Consider the following 18766-nt stretch of genomic DNA (forward strand, 5'->3'; position numbering starts at 1 on the left):
GGGCGCCACTGGGGCACCCGGCCGTCGTTCCGTGTCAGGCTCGCGCTCAGATGAGGCCGAGCTCCTGCACCGCGTCGCGCTCCTCGGCGAGCTCGTTGACCGAGGCGTCGATGCGGGTGCGGTCGAACTCGGAGAGGTCCAGGCCCTGGACGATCTCGAACTTGCCGTCCTTGGTGGTGACCGGGAAGGAGGAGATCAGGCCCTCCGGCACACCGTAGGAGCCGTCGGAGACGATGCCCATGGAGGTCCAGTCGCCGGCCGGGGTGCCGGTGACCCAGGTGAAGACGTGGTCGATGGCGGCGTTGGCGGCCGAGGCGGCCGAGGAGGCACCGCGGACCTCGATGATCTCGGCGCCGCGCTTGGCGACCTTCGGGATGAAGAAGTCCTGGACCCAGGCCTGGTCGGAGCCGGTGGCCTCGAACGCGGACTTGCCGGCGATCTCGGCGTGGAAGAGGTCGGGGTACTGGGTGGCGGAGTGGTTGCCCCAGATGGTGACCTTCTTGACGTCCTCGACGGTGACGCCGGCCTTCTTGGCGAGCTGGGCCACGGCGCGGTTGTGGTCGAGGCGGGTCATCGCGGTGAAGCGCTCGGCCGGGACGTCCGGGGCGTTGCGCTGGGCGATGAGGGCGTTGGTGTTGGCCGGGTTGCCGACGACCAGGACCTTGATGTCGTCCGCGGCGTGGTCGTTGATGGCCTTGCCCTGGGGGCCGAAGATGCCGCCGTTGGCCTGCAGCAGGTCGCCGCGCTCCATGCCGGCGGTGCGCGGGCGGGCGCCTACCAGCAGGGCGACGTTGGTGCCGTCGAAGGCGGTGGCGGCCTGGTCGGTGATGGTGATGTCGCGCAGCAGCGGGAAGGCGCAGTCGTCGAGCTCCATCGCGACGCCCTCGGCGGCCTTGAGGCCCTGCGGGATCTCCAGGAGGCGGAGGTTCACCGGGACGTCGGCACCGAGCAGGTGGCCCGAGGCGATGCGGAAGAGCAGGGCGTAGCCGATCTGGCCGGCCGCTCCGGTAACGGTGACGTTGACGGGGGTGCGAGTCATTTCTACCTTCTCCAGCAAATCGCCAGGTGCCCCAGGCACGTCGGCGCACTGGAGCCGAGGATGATCTCTCGACATCGAGAGACCTGCGTCAGGTTATCGCAAAGGCAAGGGTATGCCGCCTTGCCGGGCGTGGCTGTTGCATCACACAGCGCGCGGGCCGCCGCCGGCGCGGGCGCGGGGTGTCCGCACCCGCGCCCGCGGCGGGTCGCACGGACCTCAGTGCCGGGGCCGGCCGACCAGCCGGCCGATGTCGTCGAGCACCGCGAGGTGCAGCCACGGGTCGGGCTGTGCGACCAGGGTGAGCAGCACGATCATCCCGCCGAGGAAGGCGAGCACGCCGACGTCCGTGAAGCGGCTGCGCACCGCGAGCATGCCGACCTCGGGCAGCGCGGCCCGCAGGCCGGCGCCGAGCAGCAGCGCGATGCCGACGAGAAGCAGACCGATCTTGAAATCGGAGAACCAGATGACGGCGAGGCCCAGCCCGGCCACCGCCAGGACGAGCGTTATCGGCCACTGCCGCACCGGCAGCGAGTGGCCGCGCCCCAGCGCCGCGGCCGAGCCCTCCGGCGGCAGGGTGCCGGTGGTCTTCAGCGGGCGGCGCCGGGAGCGGGGGGACCGCACGACTGCCATCGGGGTCAGCGGTCGGCGCGGCGCTCGGCCGCCTCGACGATGTTGTTGAGGAGCATGGCGCGGGTCATCGGGCCGACACCGCCCGGGTTCGGGGACATCCAGCCGGCGACCTCGGCCACGCCGGGGTGCACATCGCCGACGATCTTGCCCTCGCTGCGGCTGACGCCGACGTCGAGGACGGCCGCGCCGGGCTTGATGTCGGCCGGCTTGACCAGGTGCGGCACACCGGCGGCGGCGATCACGATGTCGGCCTTGCGCAGGTGGTAGCCGAGGTCGCGGGTGCCGGTGTGGCAGAGGGTCACGGTGGCGTTCTCGCTGCGGCGGGTCAGCAGCAGGCCGATCGAGCGGCCGACGGTGACACCGCGGCCGATCACGACGACCTCGGCGCCGTTGATCTCCACCTGGTGGCGGCGGAGCAGCTCGACGATGCCCAGCGGGGTGCACGGCAGCGGACCCTCGATGCCGAGGGCGAGGCGCCCGAGCGAGGTCGGGTGCAGGCCGTCGGCGTCCTTGTCCGGGTCCATCAGCTCCAGGACGGGGTTCTGGTCGAGGCCCTTGGGCAGCGGCAGCTGCACGATGTAGCCGGTGCAGGCCGGGTCGGCGTTGAGCTCGCGGACGACGTCCTCGACGTCCTGCTGGGTGGCGGTGGCGGGCAGCTCGCGCTGGATCGAGGCGATGCCGACCTCGGCGCAGTCCTTGTGCTTGCCGTTGACGTACCAGCGGCTGCCCGGGTCGTCGCCGACCAGGACGGTGCCGAGGCCGGGGACGACGCCCCGCTCCTTGAGGGCCGCGACGCGGACGGCGAGTTCGGACTTGATCGCGGCGGCGGTGGCCTTGCCATCGAGAATCTGGGCAGTCATGGCCCCATTGTCCCGGATCGCCGGCGACGGACGCGCCGCGGGCCCGGGCCGCTTGCGGGGGCGCCCCGGCCGCCGCGCGTGCCGCCCCCGCCGCCCGGTCGGGCCGTCCCGCCCGGCCCGGCACGAACCACCGCAAAGGCGGGCACAAGGCGTGCGGGCCGGGTTTCGGTTGCGCCACATTTGCGTCCGCGAGGCGGTCGCGGCTGGACAGCGCGCCGTGGTAACGACCACCATGGCCCGAGCAATCTCTGCTGCCCGCGTCCTGGTGACAGGCCGTCGGGGACCACGGGGGACGATCGTCGGGGGAAGACCACAGTGAGCAATCCGTACCAGCCGGATCCATACGGCGGCTACGGCCAGCCGCAGCAGCCGCCCTACGGCACGCCCGGGTACGGCGCACCGCAGTACCAGCAGCCCCAGCCGCAGCCCGGCTACGGGTACCCGCAGCAGCCCCCGCCGCACCAGCAGTACGCCCAGGCCGGGCCGGTGGTGATCCAGGCGAACTCGGCCGCGACCGCGTCCGTGGTGCTGGGCTTCATCGGCATCCTGACCTCCTGTTTCTACGGAGGTTTCCTGGGCCTGATCGGGCTCGGTGTCGGCATCGCCGGCCTCAACAAGTCGAACCAGACCGGGGTCGGCCGCAACGCGGCGATCGGCGGCATCGTGCTGAACGTGCTGGCGGTGCTGATCTCCATCGCGATCGTGGTCTTCTACTTCAGCGTCCAGCCGTGACCGTCCCGGCGCCCTCCTTCGCGGGCGCACTGGCCGGCCGTTGGCGGCGGAGCGCCGACACGCTGTCCGGTGCGCTGATGCGCGTGCTGCTGCGCGGCGGCGGCGGCGCGGTCGCCGCGGTCGCGGTGGCCCAACTGCACGACGCCCACGACCCCGGCGTGCTCTGCCTGCTGCGCCGCTTCACCGGCATCCCCTGCCCCGGTTGCGGCAGCACCACGGTCTTCATCGAGGCGGGCCACGGCCACCTCGGCGCCGCCCTGGCCGCCAACCCGGTCACCGCGGTGGCGGCGGTCGCGCTGCTCGTCGCGCCGCTCGGCCCGGGCCGCTGGTGGTGGGAGCTGCCGAACAAGCGCCGCAACGCGGTGATCGGTGCCGCCTTACTGCTGGCCTGGACGTGGCAGCTGAACCGCCTCGGCATCTCGCGTCCCTGAAGTGAGCGGATCCTGACGGTTATTGACTCCCCGCTGTCAGGCCCTTCCGCTAGTGTCCCTCCCGGTCGGTGCCTCAACTGCCCGTCCGTCCCCAGGGTTTCCCTGCAGTTCCGTCCACACTCCATCCTGCCCGGAGGCATTCGATGAGCTACCCGCCCGACCCGAACAACCCGTACAGCCAGCAGCCGCCGGCGCCGGGCTACGGCTACCCGCAGCAGGCCCCGCCGCCCGCGCCCGGTTACGGCTACCCGCAGCAGGCCCCGCCGCCGGCCCCCGGCTACGGCGCGCCCGGCGGCTACGGCATCCCGCCGCAGCCGGGCCCGTACGGCAACGCGGCCCAGGTGCAGCAGTTCTACGCCGGCTGGGGTTCGCGTGTCGCGGCCTACATCATCGACTACCTGATCGTCGGCGTGCCCACCGGCATCTTCTACGGCATCGGTGCCGCGGTCGGCGTCTCCAAGATGGAGTGCACCACCGACCCGACCACCTACGCCTACAGCTGCTCCGGCGGCGGCGTCTCCGGCGTCGGCATGGCCATCATGGGCCTCGGCTGGCTGCTCGGCATCGCGGGCTTCCTGTTCCTGATCCACCGCGAGGGCACCACCGGCCAGACCCCCGGCAAGAAGATGGTCAACATCCGCGTCCTGCGCGAGGCCGACGGCCAGCCGCTGGGCTTCGGCATGGCCTTCGTCCGCAAGATCTGCCACGTCCTCGACGGCTTCTGCTGCGTCGGCTACCTGTGGCCGCTGTGGGACGCCAAGAAGCAGACTTTCGCCGACAAGGTGATGAGCTCCGTGGTCGTCAAGTCCCAGTGACCTGCCGGCACCGACGCCGAAGGCCCCCGCACTCCTCGGAGTGCGGGGGCCTTCGCGTTCGGCTCAGTGGAAGAAGTGGCGGGTGCCCGTGAGGTACATCGTCACCCCGGCCGCGGCGGCCGCCGCGACGACCTCCTCGTCGCGGATCGAGCCGCCGGGCTGGACGACGGCCTTCACACCGGCGGCGACCAGGATCTCCAGGCCGTCCGCGAACGGGAAGAAGGCGTCGGACGCGGCGTAGGAGCCCCGGGCGCGCTCGCCGGCCCGCTCGACCGCGAGCTTGCAGGAGTCCACCCGGTTGACCTGGCCCATGCCGACGCCGACCGAGGCGCCGTCCTTGGCGAGCAGGATCGCGTTGGACTTGACGGCCCGGCAGGCCCGCCAGGCGAAGGCGAGCTCGGCGAGCTCCGCCTCGGTCAGCGCCTCGCCGGTGGCCAGCGTCCAGGTCGACGGGTCGTCACCGGCCGCGTCCACCTTGTCGACCTGCTGCAGCAGGACGCCGCCGCTGATCCGGCGGACCTCCAGCGCGTCGGCGGGCGCCTCGGGGGCGCGCAGCACGCGCAGGTTCTTCTTCTTGGTCAGCACCTCCAGGGCGCCGTCCTCGTAGCCGGGGGCGACGACGACCTCGGTGAAGATCGGGGCGATCTGCTCGGCGAGCTCGACGCTGACCGGGCGGTTGACCGCGATGACGCCGCCGTACGCGGAGACCGGGTCGCAGGCGTGCGCCTTGCGGTGCGCCTCGGCGACGTCCGCGCCGATCCCGATGCCGCACGGGTTGGCGTGCTTGATGATCGCGACGGCCGGCTCGGCGTGGTCGTACGCGGCGCGGCGCGCGGCGTCGGTGTCCATGTAGTTGTTGTAGGACATCTCCTTGCCGTGCAGCTGCTCGGCGCCCGCCAGGCCACCGGTGCCGTCGGTGTAGAGCGCGGCCTGCTGGTGCGGGTTCTCGCCGTAGCGGAGCACGTTCTGGCGCTCCCAGGTGGCGCCGAGGAAGGACGGGAAGGCCTCCTCCGACTCCGTGTAGCCGGACTCCTCGAACCAGGAGGCGACGGCCACGTCGTACGCGGCGGTGTGCGCGAAGGCCGTGGCGGCCAGGCGCTTGCGGGTCAGCAGGTCGAAGCCGCCGCCCTTGGCCGCGGCGAGCACGTCGTCGTAGCGGGCCGGGTCGACGACCACCGCGACGGACGGGTGGTTCTTGGCCGCGGCACGGACCATCGACGGGCCGCCGATGTCGATCTGCTCGACGCACTCGTCCGGGGTGGCGCCGGAGGCGACCGTGGCGGTGAACGGGTAGAGGTTCACCACGACCAGGTCGAAGGGCTCGACACCCAGCTCGGCGAGCTGCGCGCGGTGCGACTCCAGGCGCAGGTCGGCGAGGACGCCGGCGTGCACCCGCGGGTGCAGGGTCTTGACCCGGCCGTCCAGGCACTCGGGGAAGCCGGTCAGCTCGGACACCTCGGTGACCGGGACACCGGCCGCGGCGATCCGGCCCGCGGTGGAGCCGGTGGAGACGATGGCGACCCCGGCGGCGTGCAGGCCCTGGGCCAGCTCCTCCAGTCCGGTCTTGTCGTAGACGCTGATCAGCGCACGGCGGATCGGGCGTACGTCCTCGGAGACGGGGGGCGTGCTGTGGGCGGCGCTCATGCCGGAATCCATACCTTTCGGTCTTCGATGCGGTGGCCTTCGCGGGCCAGCCGGCCCACGACCTCGACGAGCAGCGTGCGCTCGACAGTCTTGATGCGCTCGTGCAGCGCTTCGCCGCCATCGGCGTGGTCGGCGTCGAGGACCTCCACGACGCCCTGCGCGATGATCGGCCCGGTGTCCACGCCGGCGTCGACCAGGTGGACGGTGCAGCCGGTGACCTTCACCCCGTAGGCGAGGGCGTCCGGCACGCCGTGCGCGCCGGGGAAGGCCGGCAGCAGGGCGGGGTGGGTGTTGACGATCCGGCCGCCGAAGGCGCCGATGAACTCCGGACCGAGGATCTTCATGAAACCGGCGGTGACCACCAGGTCCGGCTCGTACCCGGCGACCGAGGCGGTCAGCGCGGTGTCCCAGGCGGCCCGGTCGGGGTGGTCGGCGATCCGGTGGACGAAGGTCGGGATGCCTGCGGCCTCGGCCCGCTTCAGGCCGGCGATGTCGGTGCGGTCCGCGCCGACGGCGAGGATCTCGGCGCCGTAGGCCGGGTCCTGCACCGCGTCGATCAGCGCCTGGAGATTGGTGCCCGAGCCCGAGACCAGGACCACCAGACGGGCCGGTCCGGGCGTACGCGGCGGGAAGACTTGGGCGGAAGCGGCGGCCACTGCGCGATTCTCCGTATGTCGTGTCGCCCGCTGGTACGTCCACCGTCGGTGGGGCCACTACGGGCGGCGGCAGGTCGAGCCGGGACGGCGCCGCGGGGGATCTCCGCTGCGCTGCGGGACCCCGGGGAACCGTTGTGGACTGCTGACCGTCACCACGATAACGGCTGGTCGAAGGCGTTCTGTCACCAGCGGACCACGCTACGCGCGTAGTTGAGACACGGATCTCGCCGTAGGGTGTCGCGGGGTACCGCACGCGCGCGCGGGTGGGCGCGCAGGGCGGCGCACCCGGGCACGGCGCCCGCGGGCTCACCGGGCAGGGCGGCGCGGAGCCGGGATCGGCCTGCGGGATCATTGGAGGCGCGGACCGCTCCGGAGCGGTCCGACGCCCCTGGACGAGAAGGAATGGCCGACACGATGAGCAGCGGAGACGACACCGGCGAGCGCAACCCGTTCGCGCCGCCGCCGGCGGATGCCCCCGACCGGCCGTGGCAGCCCCGCACTCCGCAGCAGCCCCCGGCGGAGGGCGGCCCGGACGACGACCGGGACGAGGCGCAGGTGCCGCCGCCGCACCCGTGGAGCCCCGGCTACCGCGGCGGCTGGTCCGAGCCGCAGCAGCCCCGCTTCGACCCGTCCGACCCCATGCAGCGGCGGGCCCGGTACGCGCTGAGCGCCGGCATGGCCGGCCTGTTCTGCGCGATCAACCAGATGCTGGACCTCGCGCTGCTGCTCGGCGCCCTCGCCGCGTACTGGGGCGTCAGCGCGCTCCGGGCCGACCGCTCCCCCGCCGCCGAGGCCGCCCCGCAGCCGGCCGGCGGCGGCAACCCGCACGCCCTCGGCACCGCCAGGATCGCCGGCTGGGCCCAGCCCCAGGCCCAGGCCCAGCGCACCCGCCCGCAGGTGCCGGCCGCCCTCGGCGGCCTGCTCACCGGCGGCGTGGCGCTGGTCTTCACGCTGTCCGTCTTCGGCTTCCAGCTCTACTACCACGACTACGTGGCCTGCGTGAACGACGCCCTGACCAACGAGGCCGTGCAGAGCTGCGACAACCTCGCGCCGGACTTCATCACCCGGTACACGGATCCCGGCAGCCGCTGACGCCTCCTTCCGGGTTCGGCCGTCGGGCGTCCCGGCCGCCCGTGCGGCGCCGAACGAGTGGACTCGCCGCCTCGCGCGGCCGCACGGGATCCTCCGCGGCAGGTCGCGGTGGTGATGTTGCCGTCCGAACCCGTGACCCGGAAGGGGCGCCCCGACGTGCGACGTACCTCCTGCCGCCGGCCGTTCGCCGCAACGCTGCTCGCGGCGTCCCTACTGGCCCCCGTGACGGCGATTCCCGCGACACCCGTCCGCGCCGCGGGCGCCGACCGGTACGGCGAGGACCACCACCCTCCGGGCGGCCTCGGCCCCGAGCTGGCCGCCCGGCTGGACCGGACGATCGAGGACGTCCGCCGGCAGGCCGGCATCCCCGGTGTCGTCGTCGGCCTGTGGATGCCGGGCCGGGGGAGCTACGTCCGAGCGACCGGCGTCGCCGACACCGCCACCCGTCGGCCGATGGCCGCCGACTCCTTCGTCCGGATCGGCAGCGAGACCAAGACCTTCACGGTCACCGCGCTGCTCGAACTCGTGGACGACGGCCTCGTCCGGCTGGACGACCCGATCTCCGCCTACGTCCGCGGCGTCCCGAACGGCGACCGGATCACGCTGCGCCACCTCGCCGAGATGCGCAGCGGCCTGTTCCCGTACACGTCCGACCCGGACTTCATCCACGACCTGTTGAGCGAGCCGGAGCGCGCCTTCAACCCGTGGGAGGTGCTCTCGTACGGCTACCGGCACCCGAACACCTTCGCGCCGGGCGAGGAGTTCCAGTACTCCAACTCCAACCTCGTCCTGCTCGGCCTGGCGGTCGAGAAGGTCGGCGGCCAGCCGCTCCCCGACTTCCTCCGCCGGCGGGTGTTCCGCCCGGCCCACCTGCGCCACACGCTGTTCCCGACGGGGGCCGAGTTCCCCGAGCCGCACCCGCGCGGCTACACCGACCAGACGCTGAGCGGCGCGACCGCGGACGCCACGGACTGGAACCCGAGCTGGGCCTGGGCGGCCGGCGCGATGATCTCGGACCTGCAGGACCTGCGCCACTGGGCCGAGGTCGTCGCCACCGGCAGCCTGCTCAGCCCCGAGACCCAGGCGCAGCGGCTGAGGACGCTGCCGACCGGGTTCCCCGGCACCGGCTACGGCCTCGGGATCTTCGAGACCAACGGGTGGATCGGGCACAACGGCTCCCTGCCGGGGTACGAGACCGTGACGGTCTACCTGCCCTCGCAGAAGGCCACCCTGGTGATCATGATCAACACGGATTCGCTCAGCGGGGGCCAGGAACCGTCCACCCTTCTCGCCCGGGCGATCACGGCCGTCGTCACCCCGGACAACGTCTACGCCGGCCAGGTCGTCCCGCCGCGGTGACCGAGACCGCCGCCCGTCCGGGCCACCCGGCCCGGCTCACCGGGTCCGGGACAGGTCGGCGAGGCGGGTGACGAGGTGGTGGAGGGTGCGGCGGAGGCGGGCGGCGCGGTGGCGGGCCCAGCCGGCGGGGGTGGTGGCCGGGCGGGGTTCGGCCCCGCTGCGGGCGAGGATCCAGCGGGCCAGCAGGGCGCCGGGCGGGACGACTGCGCCGGACCAGCCGGCGGCGGTGACGGCGGCCTGCCAGGGGCCGGGGCCGAGGGCGGACATCCGTCCGGATCCGAGGGCGCCGCCGGAGATCCAGGCGGCCACGGCGGCGGCCGCGGAGACCGCGAGCACGGCGGCGAAGGCGACGGCCGCGGTGCCGGCCGGGTGCCAGGGGCGGTCGGTGCCCCGGCCGGAGGCGGCGCGTCCGAGCAGCAGGGCGGGGACGACCCCGGCGAGCAGGGGCAGGGTGGCCAGCACGGCCTGCCCGGCCGTCCCGGGAGTGCCGGTCGGCACGAGGGTGAGGAGCGGGAACTCGGGCACCGCGCCCAGGTGGGTGTCCGCCGGGGAGACGGCGGTGCCGGTGCCGACCGCGAAGCCCGGCCCCAGCGCGTAGGCGGCGGCCCACAGGACGGCGTTCGGCAGCAGCAGGGTGCAGCCGAGGAGGAGTCCGAGGACGCCGGCCGGCCCGTCCGCGAGGCCGGCGGCGGAGCGGCCCGCGGTGCCGAGCGCGATCGCCGTGGTGAGCAGCAGGCCCCCGGCTGCCAGCAGGCCGAGCAGCCAGCTGCCGGCGGCACGGCGCAGGGCGGCTGCCGCGTCCTGCGGCGGGGCCCAGTCGGCGGGCGTCCAGGCACGGAGCCGTGCGGTGACGGCCGCCGGGAGCGCGGGCGTCCAGGCACGGAGCCGTGCGGTGACGGCGGCCGGGAGCGCGGGCGTCCAGGCACGGAGCCGTGCGGTGACGGCGGCCGGGAGCGCACGCCTCGGCACACCGTGCGCGGCGCAGTGCCCCCAGGCCAGGCCGGTGACGGTGACGGCCGCGACGGCGAAGAGGTCGGCAGCCGGCTCGGCCCTGAGCACCGCCTCGGGTCCGCTGCACTCGGCGACGGCCAGGGCGGCCACCGCGAGGTAGCCGACACCCACCGGCAGGGCGGCCCGCCAGGCCCCGGCGGAACGCGGGGTGCGGGCCCCGGCCCGGGCCCCCGCCCGGCGGAGCAGGCCGAGGCTGACGGCGGTGAGCAGCAGCGGGGTGAGGGTGAACGGTGCTCCGGCGCCGCGGCCGAGCGGAGCCCCGTGGCCGAGCAGCCAGAGCGCGCAGGAGAGCCGGAGGGCGCCGCGGGCGGTGATGTCGCCGTACGGGGTGAGGACCCAGAGTCCGAGGACGGGGACGGCGATCACGGAGAGCGCGAGGAGGGCCGTTCGGGCGCCGACGAGCAGGTCGGCGAGCGGGGATCTGGTGCCCAGATCGTCGGGCAGGCTCAGGATCGGACGGCCCATCAGCTGCGTCATGGGCCACATGCTCCCAAGATCACCCGTTGCGCCCCGTGAAGCGGCAAACCTTCGCCGTGTCCCGGATTATTTGCTTATGTGCCTTTTTCGACTCTGCAGCCGCCGCGGGGTACCGCGGTGACCGCACCTTCGAAGGCCGACCGGGCCGGGGACGACCCCACCGGCCCGACCACCGGTGCGCAGCCGGACGCCGCGGCACCGTCGGCCGCAGCACCGTCGGCCGTGACGCCGTCGGCCGCGGCACGCGAGGACGCGGCCCGGCTGCTGCGGCGGCTGACCCCCCGCGAGGCACAGGTGCTCGCCCGAACGGCCGCAGGGGACGACGAAAAGGCCGTCGCCGCCGCACTCGGCATCGCCCCCGCGACCGCCCGCCGCCACCTCGACCGGGCGATGCGCAAGCTGGGCGTCGGCTCGCGCGCCGAGGCCGCCCGGCTGGCCGCCCTGCTGGGCACCGCCCCGCCCCCGGCCGAACCCGACAAACCTGTCGAGCCGGTCGAGCCGGTCGAGCCGGTCGAACCTGCTGAGCCCACCGAATCCGCCGAGGCCGCAGAGGTCGAGGCCGGCCCCAGAGCCGACCGCGAGCCCGCGCCCGAACCCGCTCGGGCGACGGAGCCGGTTCCCGGGCCGCCGCCCCGCCCGCCGGACTTCGCCGCGTTCAGCGCAGCCGTCCACACCCGTCTGGTGCAGCAGACCTTCCTGGTCGCCGGCTCGCCGCACCGGGCGGCCCACAGCGTCCGGATCGCCCTGGGCGCGGCCGCCCTGCAGTGGGACGAGGTGGCGGCGCTGCCGGATCCGGAGGGCTGGGTGCGGGCGGCGGCGTTCGAGTCGGCGCTGTCGCCGTGGCGGCGGGGCGGTCCGCGGCGGGCCGGCGGGCATCATCTGCCGCACCGGGCGATCAAGGTCAGGAAGGAGCGCGGCGGTCGGCGCCGGACCGCCGAGGGCCGCCCGACCGCCCGCGACCGGGCGCTGCTCACCGCGATGCACCGGCTGACCCGGCCGCAGCGCCGCGCGGTGGTGCTGCACGACGCGGTCGGCCTGCCGGTGGCGGCCGTGGCAGCCGAGGTGGAGTCCACGACGCCGGCGGCCGAGGGCCGGGTCCGGTCGGCCCGCGAACGGCTGGCCCGGGCGGTGCCGGAGGTGGTCGGCGCCGACCCGTCCGCGCCCGGCTTCGGGCCCGCACTCGGGGTGCTGCTGTTCGAGGCGGCGGTGCGGGCGTGTCCGTCCCCGCACGTGCCTTCACCGGGCCGGCTGGCCACCGGGGCGCGCCGCCGCACGTACGCGGCCACCGGTGCCGCGGGGCTGCTGGCGCTCGGCATGGCCGGCGCGATGCTGGTGACGCTGGTGGTCGGCGGCCCGGACGACAGCCGGCGGCCCGCCCGGCCCGCGGCGGTGCCGCAGACCACCGTGGCACCACCGCCCGAGGTGTGCTCCGCCGCCGGCACGGGCAGCGCCGGCCCGGCCGCGCCGGGCCGCGAGCCGGGGCTGCGGAGCCCGTGGTGCAGCCCGCTCGCACCGCGGCCGGGCGCCCTCCCGACCGGGGCACCGGGGGACGGGCCGTCCGCCCCGGACGACGGCACCCCTGCAGACGGCACCCAGGACGGCGGCACGCAGGAGACCCCCGACGGCGGGACGGTGCCCCAGGGCGCGGCCCCGCACGACGGACAGCCGGTCGGGGCCGTCCCCGCCGAGCAGCCCCGTCCGGCGGACGCCCTGCCGCTCACCGTGCCGTGCCCGCCGCTGTGGCCCTGCCCGACGCTCGCGCCGACCGGGAACCCGCGGCTGCTGCCCTGATCCGCGGCCGCCCCGAACGACGGCGAGGGCGCCGCGGACGGTGTCCGCGGCGCCCTCGCGCCTGCCGGCCGGCCCGGAGGCCGGCCGGCCCTTGGTGCCTTACTTGACGGCCGCGAAGAGCTCGCGGGCCAGGCGGGCGGTCTCGGACGGCGTCTTGCCGACCTTGACACCGGCGGCCTCGAGGGCCTCCTTCTTCGCCTGGGCGGTGCCGGAGGAGCCGGAGACGATGGCGCCGGCGTGGCCCATGGTCTTGCCCTCGGGCGCGGTGAAGCCCGCGACGTAACCGACGACCGGCTTGGTGACGTGCTCGGCGATGAAGGCCGCGGCACGCTCCTCGGCGTCGCCGCCGATCTCACCGATCATCACGATGACCTCGGTCTCCGGGTCCTCCTGGAACGCCTTGAGGGCGTCGATGTGGGTGGTGCCGATGACGGGGTCGCCACCGATGCCCACGGCCGAGGAGAAGCCCAGGTCACGCAGCTCGTACATGAGCTGGTAGGTCAGGGTGCCGGACTTCGAGACCAGGCCGATCTTGCCGGGGCCGGTGATGTCGGCGGGGATGATGCCCGCGTTCGACTGTCCGGGGGAGATCAGGCCGGGGCAGTTCGGGCCGATGATCTGGGTCTTGCTGCCCTTGGCGCCGGCGTACGCCCAGAAGGCGGCCGAGTCGTGGACCGGCACACCCTCGGTGATGACGACGGCGAGGCCGATCTCGGCGTCGATCGCCTCGACGACGGCGTCCTTGGTGAACTTCGGCGGCACGAAGATGACGGTGACGTCGGCACCGGTCTTCTCGATGGCCTCGGCGACGGTGCCGAAGACCGGCACGTCGGTGCCGTCGACGTCGACCGTGGTGCCGGCCTTGCGCGGGTTCACGCCGCCGACGATCTGGGTGCCGGAGGCGAGCATGCGGCGGGTGTGCTTCATGCCCTCGGAGCCGGTCATGCCCTGAACGATGACCTTGCTGTCCTTGGTAAGGAAGATAGCCATGGTGAAAGTCCCCTTCCTTACTTGGCGTTGGCCAGCTCGGCGGCGCGGTCGGCCGCACCGTCCATGGTGTCCACCTGCTGAACCAGCGGGTGGTTGGCGTCGGTCAGGATCTTGCGACCCAGCTCGGCGTTGTTGCCGTCCAGGCGGACGACGAGCGGCTTGGTGACGGCCTCGCCCTTCTCCTCGAGGAGGGCCAGGGCCTGCACGATGCCGTTGGCGACCGCGTCACAGGCGGTGATGCCGCCGAAGACGTTGACGAAGACCGACTTGACGTCGGTGTCGCCCAGGATGATCTCCAGGCCGTTCGCCATCACCTCGGCGGAGGCGCCGCCGCCGATGTCGAGGAAGTTGGCGGGCTTCACGCCGCCGTGGTTCTCACCGGCGTACGCGACCACGTCGAGGGTGCTCATGACGAGACCCGCGCCGTTGCCGATGATGCCGACCTCGCCGTCGAGCTTGACGTAGTTGAGGCCCTTGGCCTTGGCCGCGGCCTCCAGCGGGTTCGCGGCGGCCTTGTCCTCGAGCGCCTCGTGCTCCGGCTGGCGGAACTCGGCGTTCTCGTCCAGGGAGACCTTGCCGTCAAGCGCGATGATCTTGCCCTCGCCGGACTTGATCAGCGGGTTGACCTCGACGAGGAGGGCGTCCTCGGCGATGAAGACCTTCCAGAGCTGCTGGAGGACCTCGGCGACCTGGTCCGCGACCTCGGCCGGGAACTTGGCGGCGGCGACGATCTCCGCGGCCTTCTCCGGGGTGCAGCCCTCGTTGGCGTCGACCGGGATCTTCGCGAGCGCGTCCGGGTTCTCCTCGGCCACGACCTCGATCTCGACACCGCCCTCGACGCTGGCCATCGCCAGGAAGGTGCGGTTCGTGCGGTCCAGCAGGAACGAGACGTAGTACTCGTCCTTGATGTCCGCGGTCTGGGCCAGCATCACCTTGTGGACGGTGTGGCCCTTGATGTCCATGCCGAGGATGGCCTCGGACTTGGCGACGGCGTCCGCCGGGTCGGAGGCGAGCTTGACGCCACCGGCCTTGCCTCGGCCGCCGACCTTCACCTGAGCCTTGACGACGGCGCGGCCGCCGAAGCGCTCCGCGATCGCGGCAGCGTCTGCGGCGTTCTCGATGACATCGCCGTCAAGCACGGGCACGCCGTGCTTGGCGAAGAGGTCCCTCGCCTGGTACTCGAACAGGTCCACGTGTTTGTCCTTGTTCGTGGTCGCGGATTGTGTCTCTTCGAGCGTGCCACGGCAGGATCTTCGCTGCGGGTCGTCGGGGCTGCGCGGGTACGCAGAGCTACGGCCTTACGGCCCGTACAGCGCCGGGCGCATCGTCAATCAACACGCGCGTCACGTCCGTCTGGCAGGTTATCCCCGTACGACGGGCGTGTTTCGCCCGGGACGGTGTCCGGGTTGGTGAGAACCGTCACAACGGGTGCACTCCGCAGGCCGGACGCCGGCCTCTCATCGACAATGCCGATGCTGTGAATCCGGACATCCCGCACCCGAACGGGTGAGGCCGCTCAGCCGTTGTCCGGCACCGGCAGGGGGCGCTTCTCGATCGCCGCGGCCATGATCTCCGGGAAGACGTCGGGTGTGCAGGCGAAGGCCGGGGCGCCCAGCGCGGCGAGCGCCGCGGCGTGCCCGTGGTCGTAGGCGGGGGCGCCCTCGTCGGAGAGCGCGAGCAGGGCGATGAACTGCACCCCGGCCGCCTTCATCGCGGCGACCCGCTTCAGCATCTCGTTGCGGATGCCGCCCTCGTAGAGGTCGCTGATCAGCACCACGATCGTCTCGGACGGCCGGGTGATCCTCGACTGGCAGTAGGCGAGCGCGCGGTTGATGTCGGTGCCGCCGCCGAGCCGGGTGGCGAACAGGACGTCGACCGGGTCGCTCAGCTGCTCGGTCAGGTCGACCACCGAGGTGTCGAAGACGACCAGCCGGGTGTCCAGGCTGCGCATCGACGCCAGCACCGCGCCGAACACCGCCGAGTGCACCACCGAGGCGGCCATCGACCCGGACTGGTCGATGCAGAGGATGACGTCCTTCTTCACCGCCCGCTGGGCGCGGGCGTAGCCGATCAGCCGCTCCGGGACGACCGTGCCCCTGCCGTCCGGGCCGGCCTGCGGGAGGTAGTTCTTCAGGTTGGCACGGATGGTGCGGTTCCAGTCGATGTCGCGGTGCCGGGGGCGGTTGACCCGGGCGGAGCGGTCCAGGGCGCCGCCGAGGGTGGCGCGGGTGCGGTCGGCCAGGCGGCGCTCCAGGTCGGCCACCACCTTGCCGACCACGGCGCGGGCCGTCTCCCGGGTGGTCTCCGGCAGTGCGCTCCTGAGCGAGAGCAGGGTGCCGACCAGGTGGACGTCCGGCTCGACGGCCTCCAGCATCTCCGGCTCCAGCAGCAGCCTGTCCAGGCCCAGCCGGGAGATCGCGTCCTGCTGCATCAGCTGGACGACGGTGGTCGGGAAGTACTCGCGGATGTCGCCGAGCCAGCGGGCGACCTGCGGCGCCGAACCGCCGAGGCCCGCACTGCGGGCGGCCCCGCGGCCGCCCTCGGCCTCCGCGCCCCGGTAGAGCGCGGCGAGCGCGCCGTCCATCGCCGCGTCCCGACCCGTCGGGCGGTGGCCGGTGCCGTCGGCCTCGCCGCCGAGCACCAGCCGCCAGCGGCGCAGCCGCTCGGCGGCGGGGTCCAGCGGAGCGCGGGTCGCGGTCATGGGTGCTCCTCGGGTACGGGGTGCGGCGGACTGGGCCGGGGCCGGTGCGGTGACGCCGCCTCAGCAGTCATGGAAGCAGCCGGGGCTGACATCGGGGCGGCCTGAGCCGGGCCGTGCGGGGCTCAGGTGTCGCGGCCGGCGGGCTGGCGCGGGATGCGGGGCAGCAGGGTGGGGGCGGTGGGGGCCGGGAGGCCGAGGAGGAGGGCGAGGACGGGCAGGGCCGCGTCCGCGCGGAGGTCGTCGAGTTCCTCCGGCGGGGTGGCTGCCGAGGCGCCCGGGCCGGCTCCGAGCGGGCCGGCGGCGGCGCGTTCGCCGATGGTGCGGCGGACGCCCGCCTCCAGGCCGGAGAAGGTGCGGCGCAGCACCGGCAGCAGGTCGATCAGGGTGTCGCCGGGGACGCCGGTGAGCCAGTCGTCGAGCAGGCCGAGCAGGGCGGCGTCGTGCAGCAGCAGGGCGCCGCCGCCGGCCAGGAAGCCCTCGATCCAGCCGGCCGCGTCGGCGGGGGCGCCGGCCCGGGAGAGCACCAGGCCCATCCGGCGGCCGGCCTCGTCGGAGTCGAGCCGGCCGTCGTCGAGGAGCAGGCGGACGGCGCGGCCGCGGAGCAGCCCGGGGACACCGGTGGCGGGGCCGCCGGAGGGCTCGCGGGCGGCCAGCGAGCGGAGGGCGGCGGCCCACCGCTCGGCGGGGTTGTCCCGGGGGCCGTCGGTGGGGGCGGGCGGCAGCAGGCCGACGGCGGTGTGGACGGCGTCGAGGTGGGCGCGCATCGCGGCGGCGCCGTCGGCGTCGAGGCCGGTGCAGGCGGGCGGCAGGCCGACGCCGATCCGCTCGGCGAGGCCGCGGGCGACGCCGTCGAGGGCGCCGGCGTCGGTGCCGCGGACGTCGCCGTAGCGCAGTGCCCGGACGAGGGCGGGCAGTGCCGCGGCGAGGTGCGCGACGTCGGTGTCCAGGGCGGCCCGGTCGGCGAGCACCCGCATGACGGCGGGCAGCGCGCCGGTGAGGCCGGCGAGCAGGCACTGCTCGACGAGGCGGGTGAGGTCGGCGAGGTCGGCGGCGTCGGCGGCCTGCCGGCCGGCCCTGCCGCAGGCGGCGTCCTCGACGGTGGTGCCCCAGTGCGCGGCCTCGACGACGCGGACGGCGTACTCGGGCTCCCAGCGCAGCCGCCAGGTCTCCCGGAAGGTGCCGGTGGAGTTGACGGCGGAGCGGGCCGGAACGCCCCAGTCGATGCCGAGCAGCCGGAGCCGGTGCAGCAGCCGGGAGCGGTCGGCGTCGAGGTCCTTGCGCAGGTCGAGGACGAGGTCGCGCTCGCCGGCCTCGGGCTTGAGGCGCAGGCTGCGCTGGAGCCGGGCGAGGTCGCGCTGGAGCGGGACGGCGGGGGCGCTGTCGGGCACCTCGCCGAGGGCGTCGCCGACCACCAGCCGGTCGTGGACGAGGGCGAGGGTGGTGTCGGAGCCGTCGCACATCACGGAGCGGACGGCGTCGAGGGTCTCGCCGAGGCCGGCGAGCGGGCGGCCGCGCAGCACGGCGAGCGTCTCGGCGAGCCGGACGGCCTCGATGACGTGCGCGGAGGAGACCGGGTGGTCCTCGGCGCGCAGCAGGTCGGCGATGCCGGTCAGCCAGCGGGTGACCGGCCGGTCGGGGCTGGTGAACAGGTGGTGGTACCAGCCGGGCGAGTCGATGCCGGCGCCGTAGCCGGTGTGCTGGGCGAGCCGGCGGTGCGTCCACGGCACCCAGGTGATCTCGGTCCTCACCTTGGGCAGGCCGGTGAGCAGGGCGCGGTCGTGGGCGACGGTGGGCATGGTCCGCAGCGCGGGGACGTGCCAGGCGCCGCAGACCACGGCGATCCGCTCGTGGCCGGCCCGGCGGGCGGCGCGGATCTGCTGCCGCATGTACGCCTCGCGGAGGTCGTCGCGGCGGGCGCGCGGCCCGGCCGGGACGGTCTCGCGCAGTGCCGTCTCGCCCAGTGCAATCTCGCGCAGTGCGGTCATGGCCTCGGCGACCGCGGCGAAGGGGGCGAGGGCGTCGCCGTCGGGGGCGCGGTGCTCGACGACGTCCTCCCACCAGCGCTCGGGGTCGTCGTGGCCGGCGGCCTCGGCGAGGGCGGCGATCGGGTCGCCGATGCCGTCCTCCGCCTCCGCCGCCCCGTCGGACGTGCCCCCCGGCACGCCCGGCGGGGTCTGGGTGAGCGCGAAGGTGTGCGCGGCGGGCAGGTCGACGAAGCGGACCGGCACGTCGTGGTCGGCCGCGTACCGCAGGGCGACCCACTCGGGCGAGAACACGGCGAACGGCCAGAAGGCGGCCCGGGCGGGGTCGTCGACGGCGTGGGCGAGCAGGGCGACCGGCGGCCGCATCTCCTCGTCGGCGGCGAGGGCGGCGATCGCGTCGGCCTCCGGCGGGCCCTCGATCAGCACCGCGTCGGGCTTCAGCTGCTCCAGGGCGGCGGCCACCGCGCGGGCGGAGCCGGGCCCGTGGTGGCGGATGCCGAGCAGGGTGACCTCTGCGCTCATGGTCGTGGACCTCGCTCTCGGATGGTTCTCTCGG

General features: G+C 74.5%; 16 protein-coding genes. 6 read left to right on the forward strand and 10 right to left on the reverse strand.

Annotated elements, in window-relative coordinates:
• Positions 1 to 46 precede the first annotated feature (46 nt).
• The 3 genes from AB0P35_RS18410 to AB0P35_RS18420 form a co-directional block, all read right to left on the reverse strand.
• Positions 47 to 1039 carry a malate dehydrogenase gene (locus AB0P35_RS18410; RefSeq protein ID WP_095874520.1) on the reverse strand — a complete coding sequence of 331 codons (993 nt, stop codon included), beginning with the start codon at positions 1037 to 1039 and terminating at the stop codon, positions 47 to 49.
• Positions 1040 to 1255: 216 nt separating this feature from the next.
• Positions 1256 to 1669 carry a DUF3017 domain-containing protein gene (locus tag AB0P35_RS18415; RefSeq protein ID WP_095874519.1) on the reverse strand — a complete coding sequence of 138 codons (414 nt, stop codon included), beginning with the start codon at positions 1667 to 1669 and terminating at the stop codon, positions 1256 to 1258.
• Positions 1670 to 1674: 5 nt separating this feature from the next.
• On the reverse strand, positions 1675 to 2529 hold the full coding sequence (locus AB0P35_RS18420) for a bifunctional methylenetetrahydrofolate dehydrogenase/methenyltetrahydrofolate cyclohydrolase (protein WP_095874518.1): 855 nt from the start codon (positions 2527 to 2529) through the stop codon (positions 1675 to 1677).
• A gap of 315 nt (positions 2530 to 2844) precedes the next feature.
• Between AB0P35_RS18420 and AB0P35_RS18425 the strand changes: the two genes are divergently transcribed.
• The 3 genes from AB0P35_RS18425 (at position 2845) to AB0P35_RS18435 (ending at position 4507) form a co-directional block, all read left to right on the forward strand.
• On the forward strand, positions 2845 to 3261 hold the full coding sequence (locus tag AB0P35_RS18425; protein WP_363511804.1) for a hypothetical protein: 417 nt from the start codon (positions 2845 to 2847) through the stop codon (positions 3259 to 3261).
• The gene (locus AB0P35_RS18430) at positions 3258 to 3692 is read left to right on the forward strand and encodes a DUF2752 domain-containing protein (RefSeq protein WP_363511806.1); all 435 of its coding nucleotides are present in this window, start codon (positions 3258 to 3260) and stop codon (positions 3690 to 3692) included. The genes AB0P35_RS18425 and AB0P35_RS18430 overlap by 4 nt, the downstream gene beginning before the upstream one ends.
• A 143-nt stretch (positions 3693 to 3835) precedes the next feature.
• The gene (locus tag AB0P35_RS18435) at positions 3836 to 4507 is read left to right on the forward strand and encodes an RDD family protein (protein WP_363511808.1); all 672 of its coding nucleotides are present in this window, start codon (positions 3836 to 3838) and stop codon (positions 4505 to 4507) included.
• A 63-nt stretch (positions 4508 to 4570) separates the two neighbouring features.
• On the opposite strand, the gene purH is transcribed toward AB0P35_RS18435, so the two are convergent.
• Both purH and purN read right to left on the reverse strand, forming a co-directional pair.
• Complete coding sequence (purH, locus tag AB0P35_RS18440) at positions 4571 to 6151, reverse strand: bifunctional phosphoribosylaminoimidazolecarboxamide formyltransferase/IMP cyclohydrolase (RefSeq protein ID WP_363511810.1); 1581 nt, start codon at positions 6149 to 6151, stop codon at positions 4571 to 4573.
• A complete protein-coding gene (gene purN, locus AB0P35_RS18445) occupies positions 6148 to 6807 on the reverse strand; it encodes a phosphoribosylglycinamide formyltransferase (protein ID WP_363511812.1) in 660 nt (219 codons plus the stop codon). Before purN ends, purH begins: the two co-directional genes overlap by 4 nt.
• A gap of 414 nt (positions 6808 to 7221) precedes the next feature.
• Between purN and AB0P35_RS18450 the strand changes: the two genes are divergently transcribed.
• Both AB0P35_RS18450 and AB0P35_RS18455 read left to right on the forward strand, forming a co-directional pair.
• Positions 7222 to 7899, forward strand: coding sequence for a hypothetical protein (locus AB0P35_RS18450; protein ID WP_363511814.1), 678 nt, complete (start codon positions 7222 to 7224; stop codon positions 7897 to 7899).
• Positions 7900 to 8055: 156 nt separating this feature from the next.
• The gene (locus AB0P35_RS18455) at positions 8056 to 9258 is read left to right on the forward strand and encodes a serine hydrolase domain-containing protein (RefSeq protein WP_363511816.1); all 1203 of its coding nucleotides are present in this window, start codon (positions 8056 to 8058) and stop codon (positions 9256 to 9258) included.
• A gap of 36 nt (positions 9259 to 9294) precedes the next feature.
• On the opposite strand, the gene AB0P35_RS18460 is transcribed toward AB0P35_RS18455, so the two are convergent.
• The gene (locus AB0P35_RS18460) at positions 9295 to 10746 is read right to left on the reverse strand and encodes a DUF6350 family protein (protein WP_363511818.1); all 1452 of its coding nucleotides are present in this window, start codon (positions 10744 to 10746) and stop codon (positions 9295 to 9297) included.
• Between the two features lie 117 nt (positions 10747 to 10863).
• Here AB0P35_RS18460 and AB0P35_RS18465 point away from each other — a divergent pair, with 117 nt between their 5' ends.
• Positions 10864 to 12537 (forward strand): LuxR C-terminal-related transcriptional regulator, encoded by a 1674-nt coding sequence (locus tag AB0P35_RS18465; protein WP_363511820.1) that lies wholly within the window; start codon positions 10864 to 10866, stop codon positions 12535 to 12537.
• A gap of 99 nt (positions 12538 to 12636) precedes the next feature.
• On the opposite strand, the gene sucD is transcribed toward AB0P35_RS18465, so the two are convergent.
• The 4 genes from sucD to AB0P35_RS18485 form a co-directional block, all read right to left on the reverse strand.
• Complete coding sequence (gene sucD, locus AB0P35_RS18470) at positions 12637 to 13527, reverse strand: succinate--CoA ligase subunit alpha (RefSeq protein WP_095874512.1); 891 nt, start codon at positions 13525 to 13527, stop codon at positions 12637 to 12639.
• A 17-nt stretch (positions 13528 to 13544) separates the two neighbouring features.
• Positions 13545 to 14720: an ADP-forming succinate--CoA ligase subunit beta gene (gene sucC, locus AB0P35_RS18475; RefSeq protein WP_095874511.1), complete on the reverse strand. Its 1176-nt coding sequence runs from the start codon at positions 14718 to 14720 to the stop codon at positions 13545 to 13547.
• Positions 14721 to 15043: 323 nt separating this feature from the next.
• Positions 15044 to 16228, reverse strand: a complete 1185-nt coding sequence (locus AB0P35_RS18480) for a VWA domain-containing protein (protein WP_363511822.1) — start codon at positions 16226 to 16228, stop codon at positions 15044 to 15046.
• A 122-nt stretch (positions 16229 to 16350) separates the two neighbouring features.
• The gene (locus AB0P35_RS18485) at positions 16351 to 18732 is read right to left on the reverse strand and encodes a DUF5682 family protein (RefSeq protein ID WP_363511824.1); all 2382 of its coding nucleotides are present in this window, start codon (positions 18730 to 18732) and stop codon (positions 16351 to 16353) included.
• Between the last annotated feature and the right edge of the window lie 34 nt (positions 18733 to 18766).

Source organism: Kitasatospora sp. NPDC085879, from assembly GCF_040686255.1.
GTDB lineage: Bacteria > Actinomycetota > Actinomycetes > Streptomycetales > Streptomycetaceae > Kitasatospora.

Coding starts and splice junctions, on each gene's coding strand:
- AB0P35_RS18450 (WP_363511814.1), top strand. CDS start 7,222: ATGAGCAGCGGAGACGACACCGGCGAGCGCAACCCGTTCGCGCCGCCG.
- AB0P35_RS18480 (WP_363511822.1), bottom strand. CDS start 16,228: ATGACCGCGACCCGCGCTCCGCTGGACCCCGCCGCCGAGCGGCTGCGC.
- AB0P35_RS18460 (WP_363511818.1), bottom strand. CDS start 10,746: ATGACGCAGCTGATGGGCCGTCCGATCCTGAGCCTGCCCGACGATCTG.
- AB0P35_RS18420 (WP_095874518.1), bottom strand. CDS start 2,529: ATGACTGCCCAGATTCTCGATGGCAAGGCCACCGCCGCCGCGATCAAG.
- AB0P35_RS18410 (WP_095874520.1), bottom strand. CDS start 1,039: ATGACTCGCACCCCCGTCAACGTCACCGTTACCGGAGCGGCCGGCCAG.
- AB0P35_RS18485 (WP_363511824.1), bottom strand. CDS start 18,732: ATGAGCGCAGAGGTCACCCTGCTCGGCATCCGCCACCACGGGCCCGGC.
- AB0P35_RS18415 (WP_095874519.1), bottom strand. CDS start 1,669: ATGGCAGTCGTGCGGTCCCCCCGCTCCCGGCGCCGCCCGCTGAAGACC.
- AB0P35_RS18435 (WP_363511808.1), top strand. CDS start 3,836: ATGAGCTACCCGCCCGACCCGAACAACCCGTACAGCCAGCAGCCGCCG.
- sucD (WP_095874512.1), bottom strand. CDS start 13,527: ATGGCTATCTTCCTTACCAAGGACAGCAAGGTCATCGTTCAGGGCATG.
- purH (WP_363511810.1), bottom strand. CDS start 6,151: ATGAGCGCCGCCCACAGCACGCCCCCCGTCTCCGAGGACGTACGCCCG.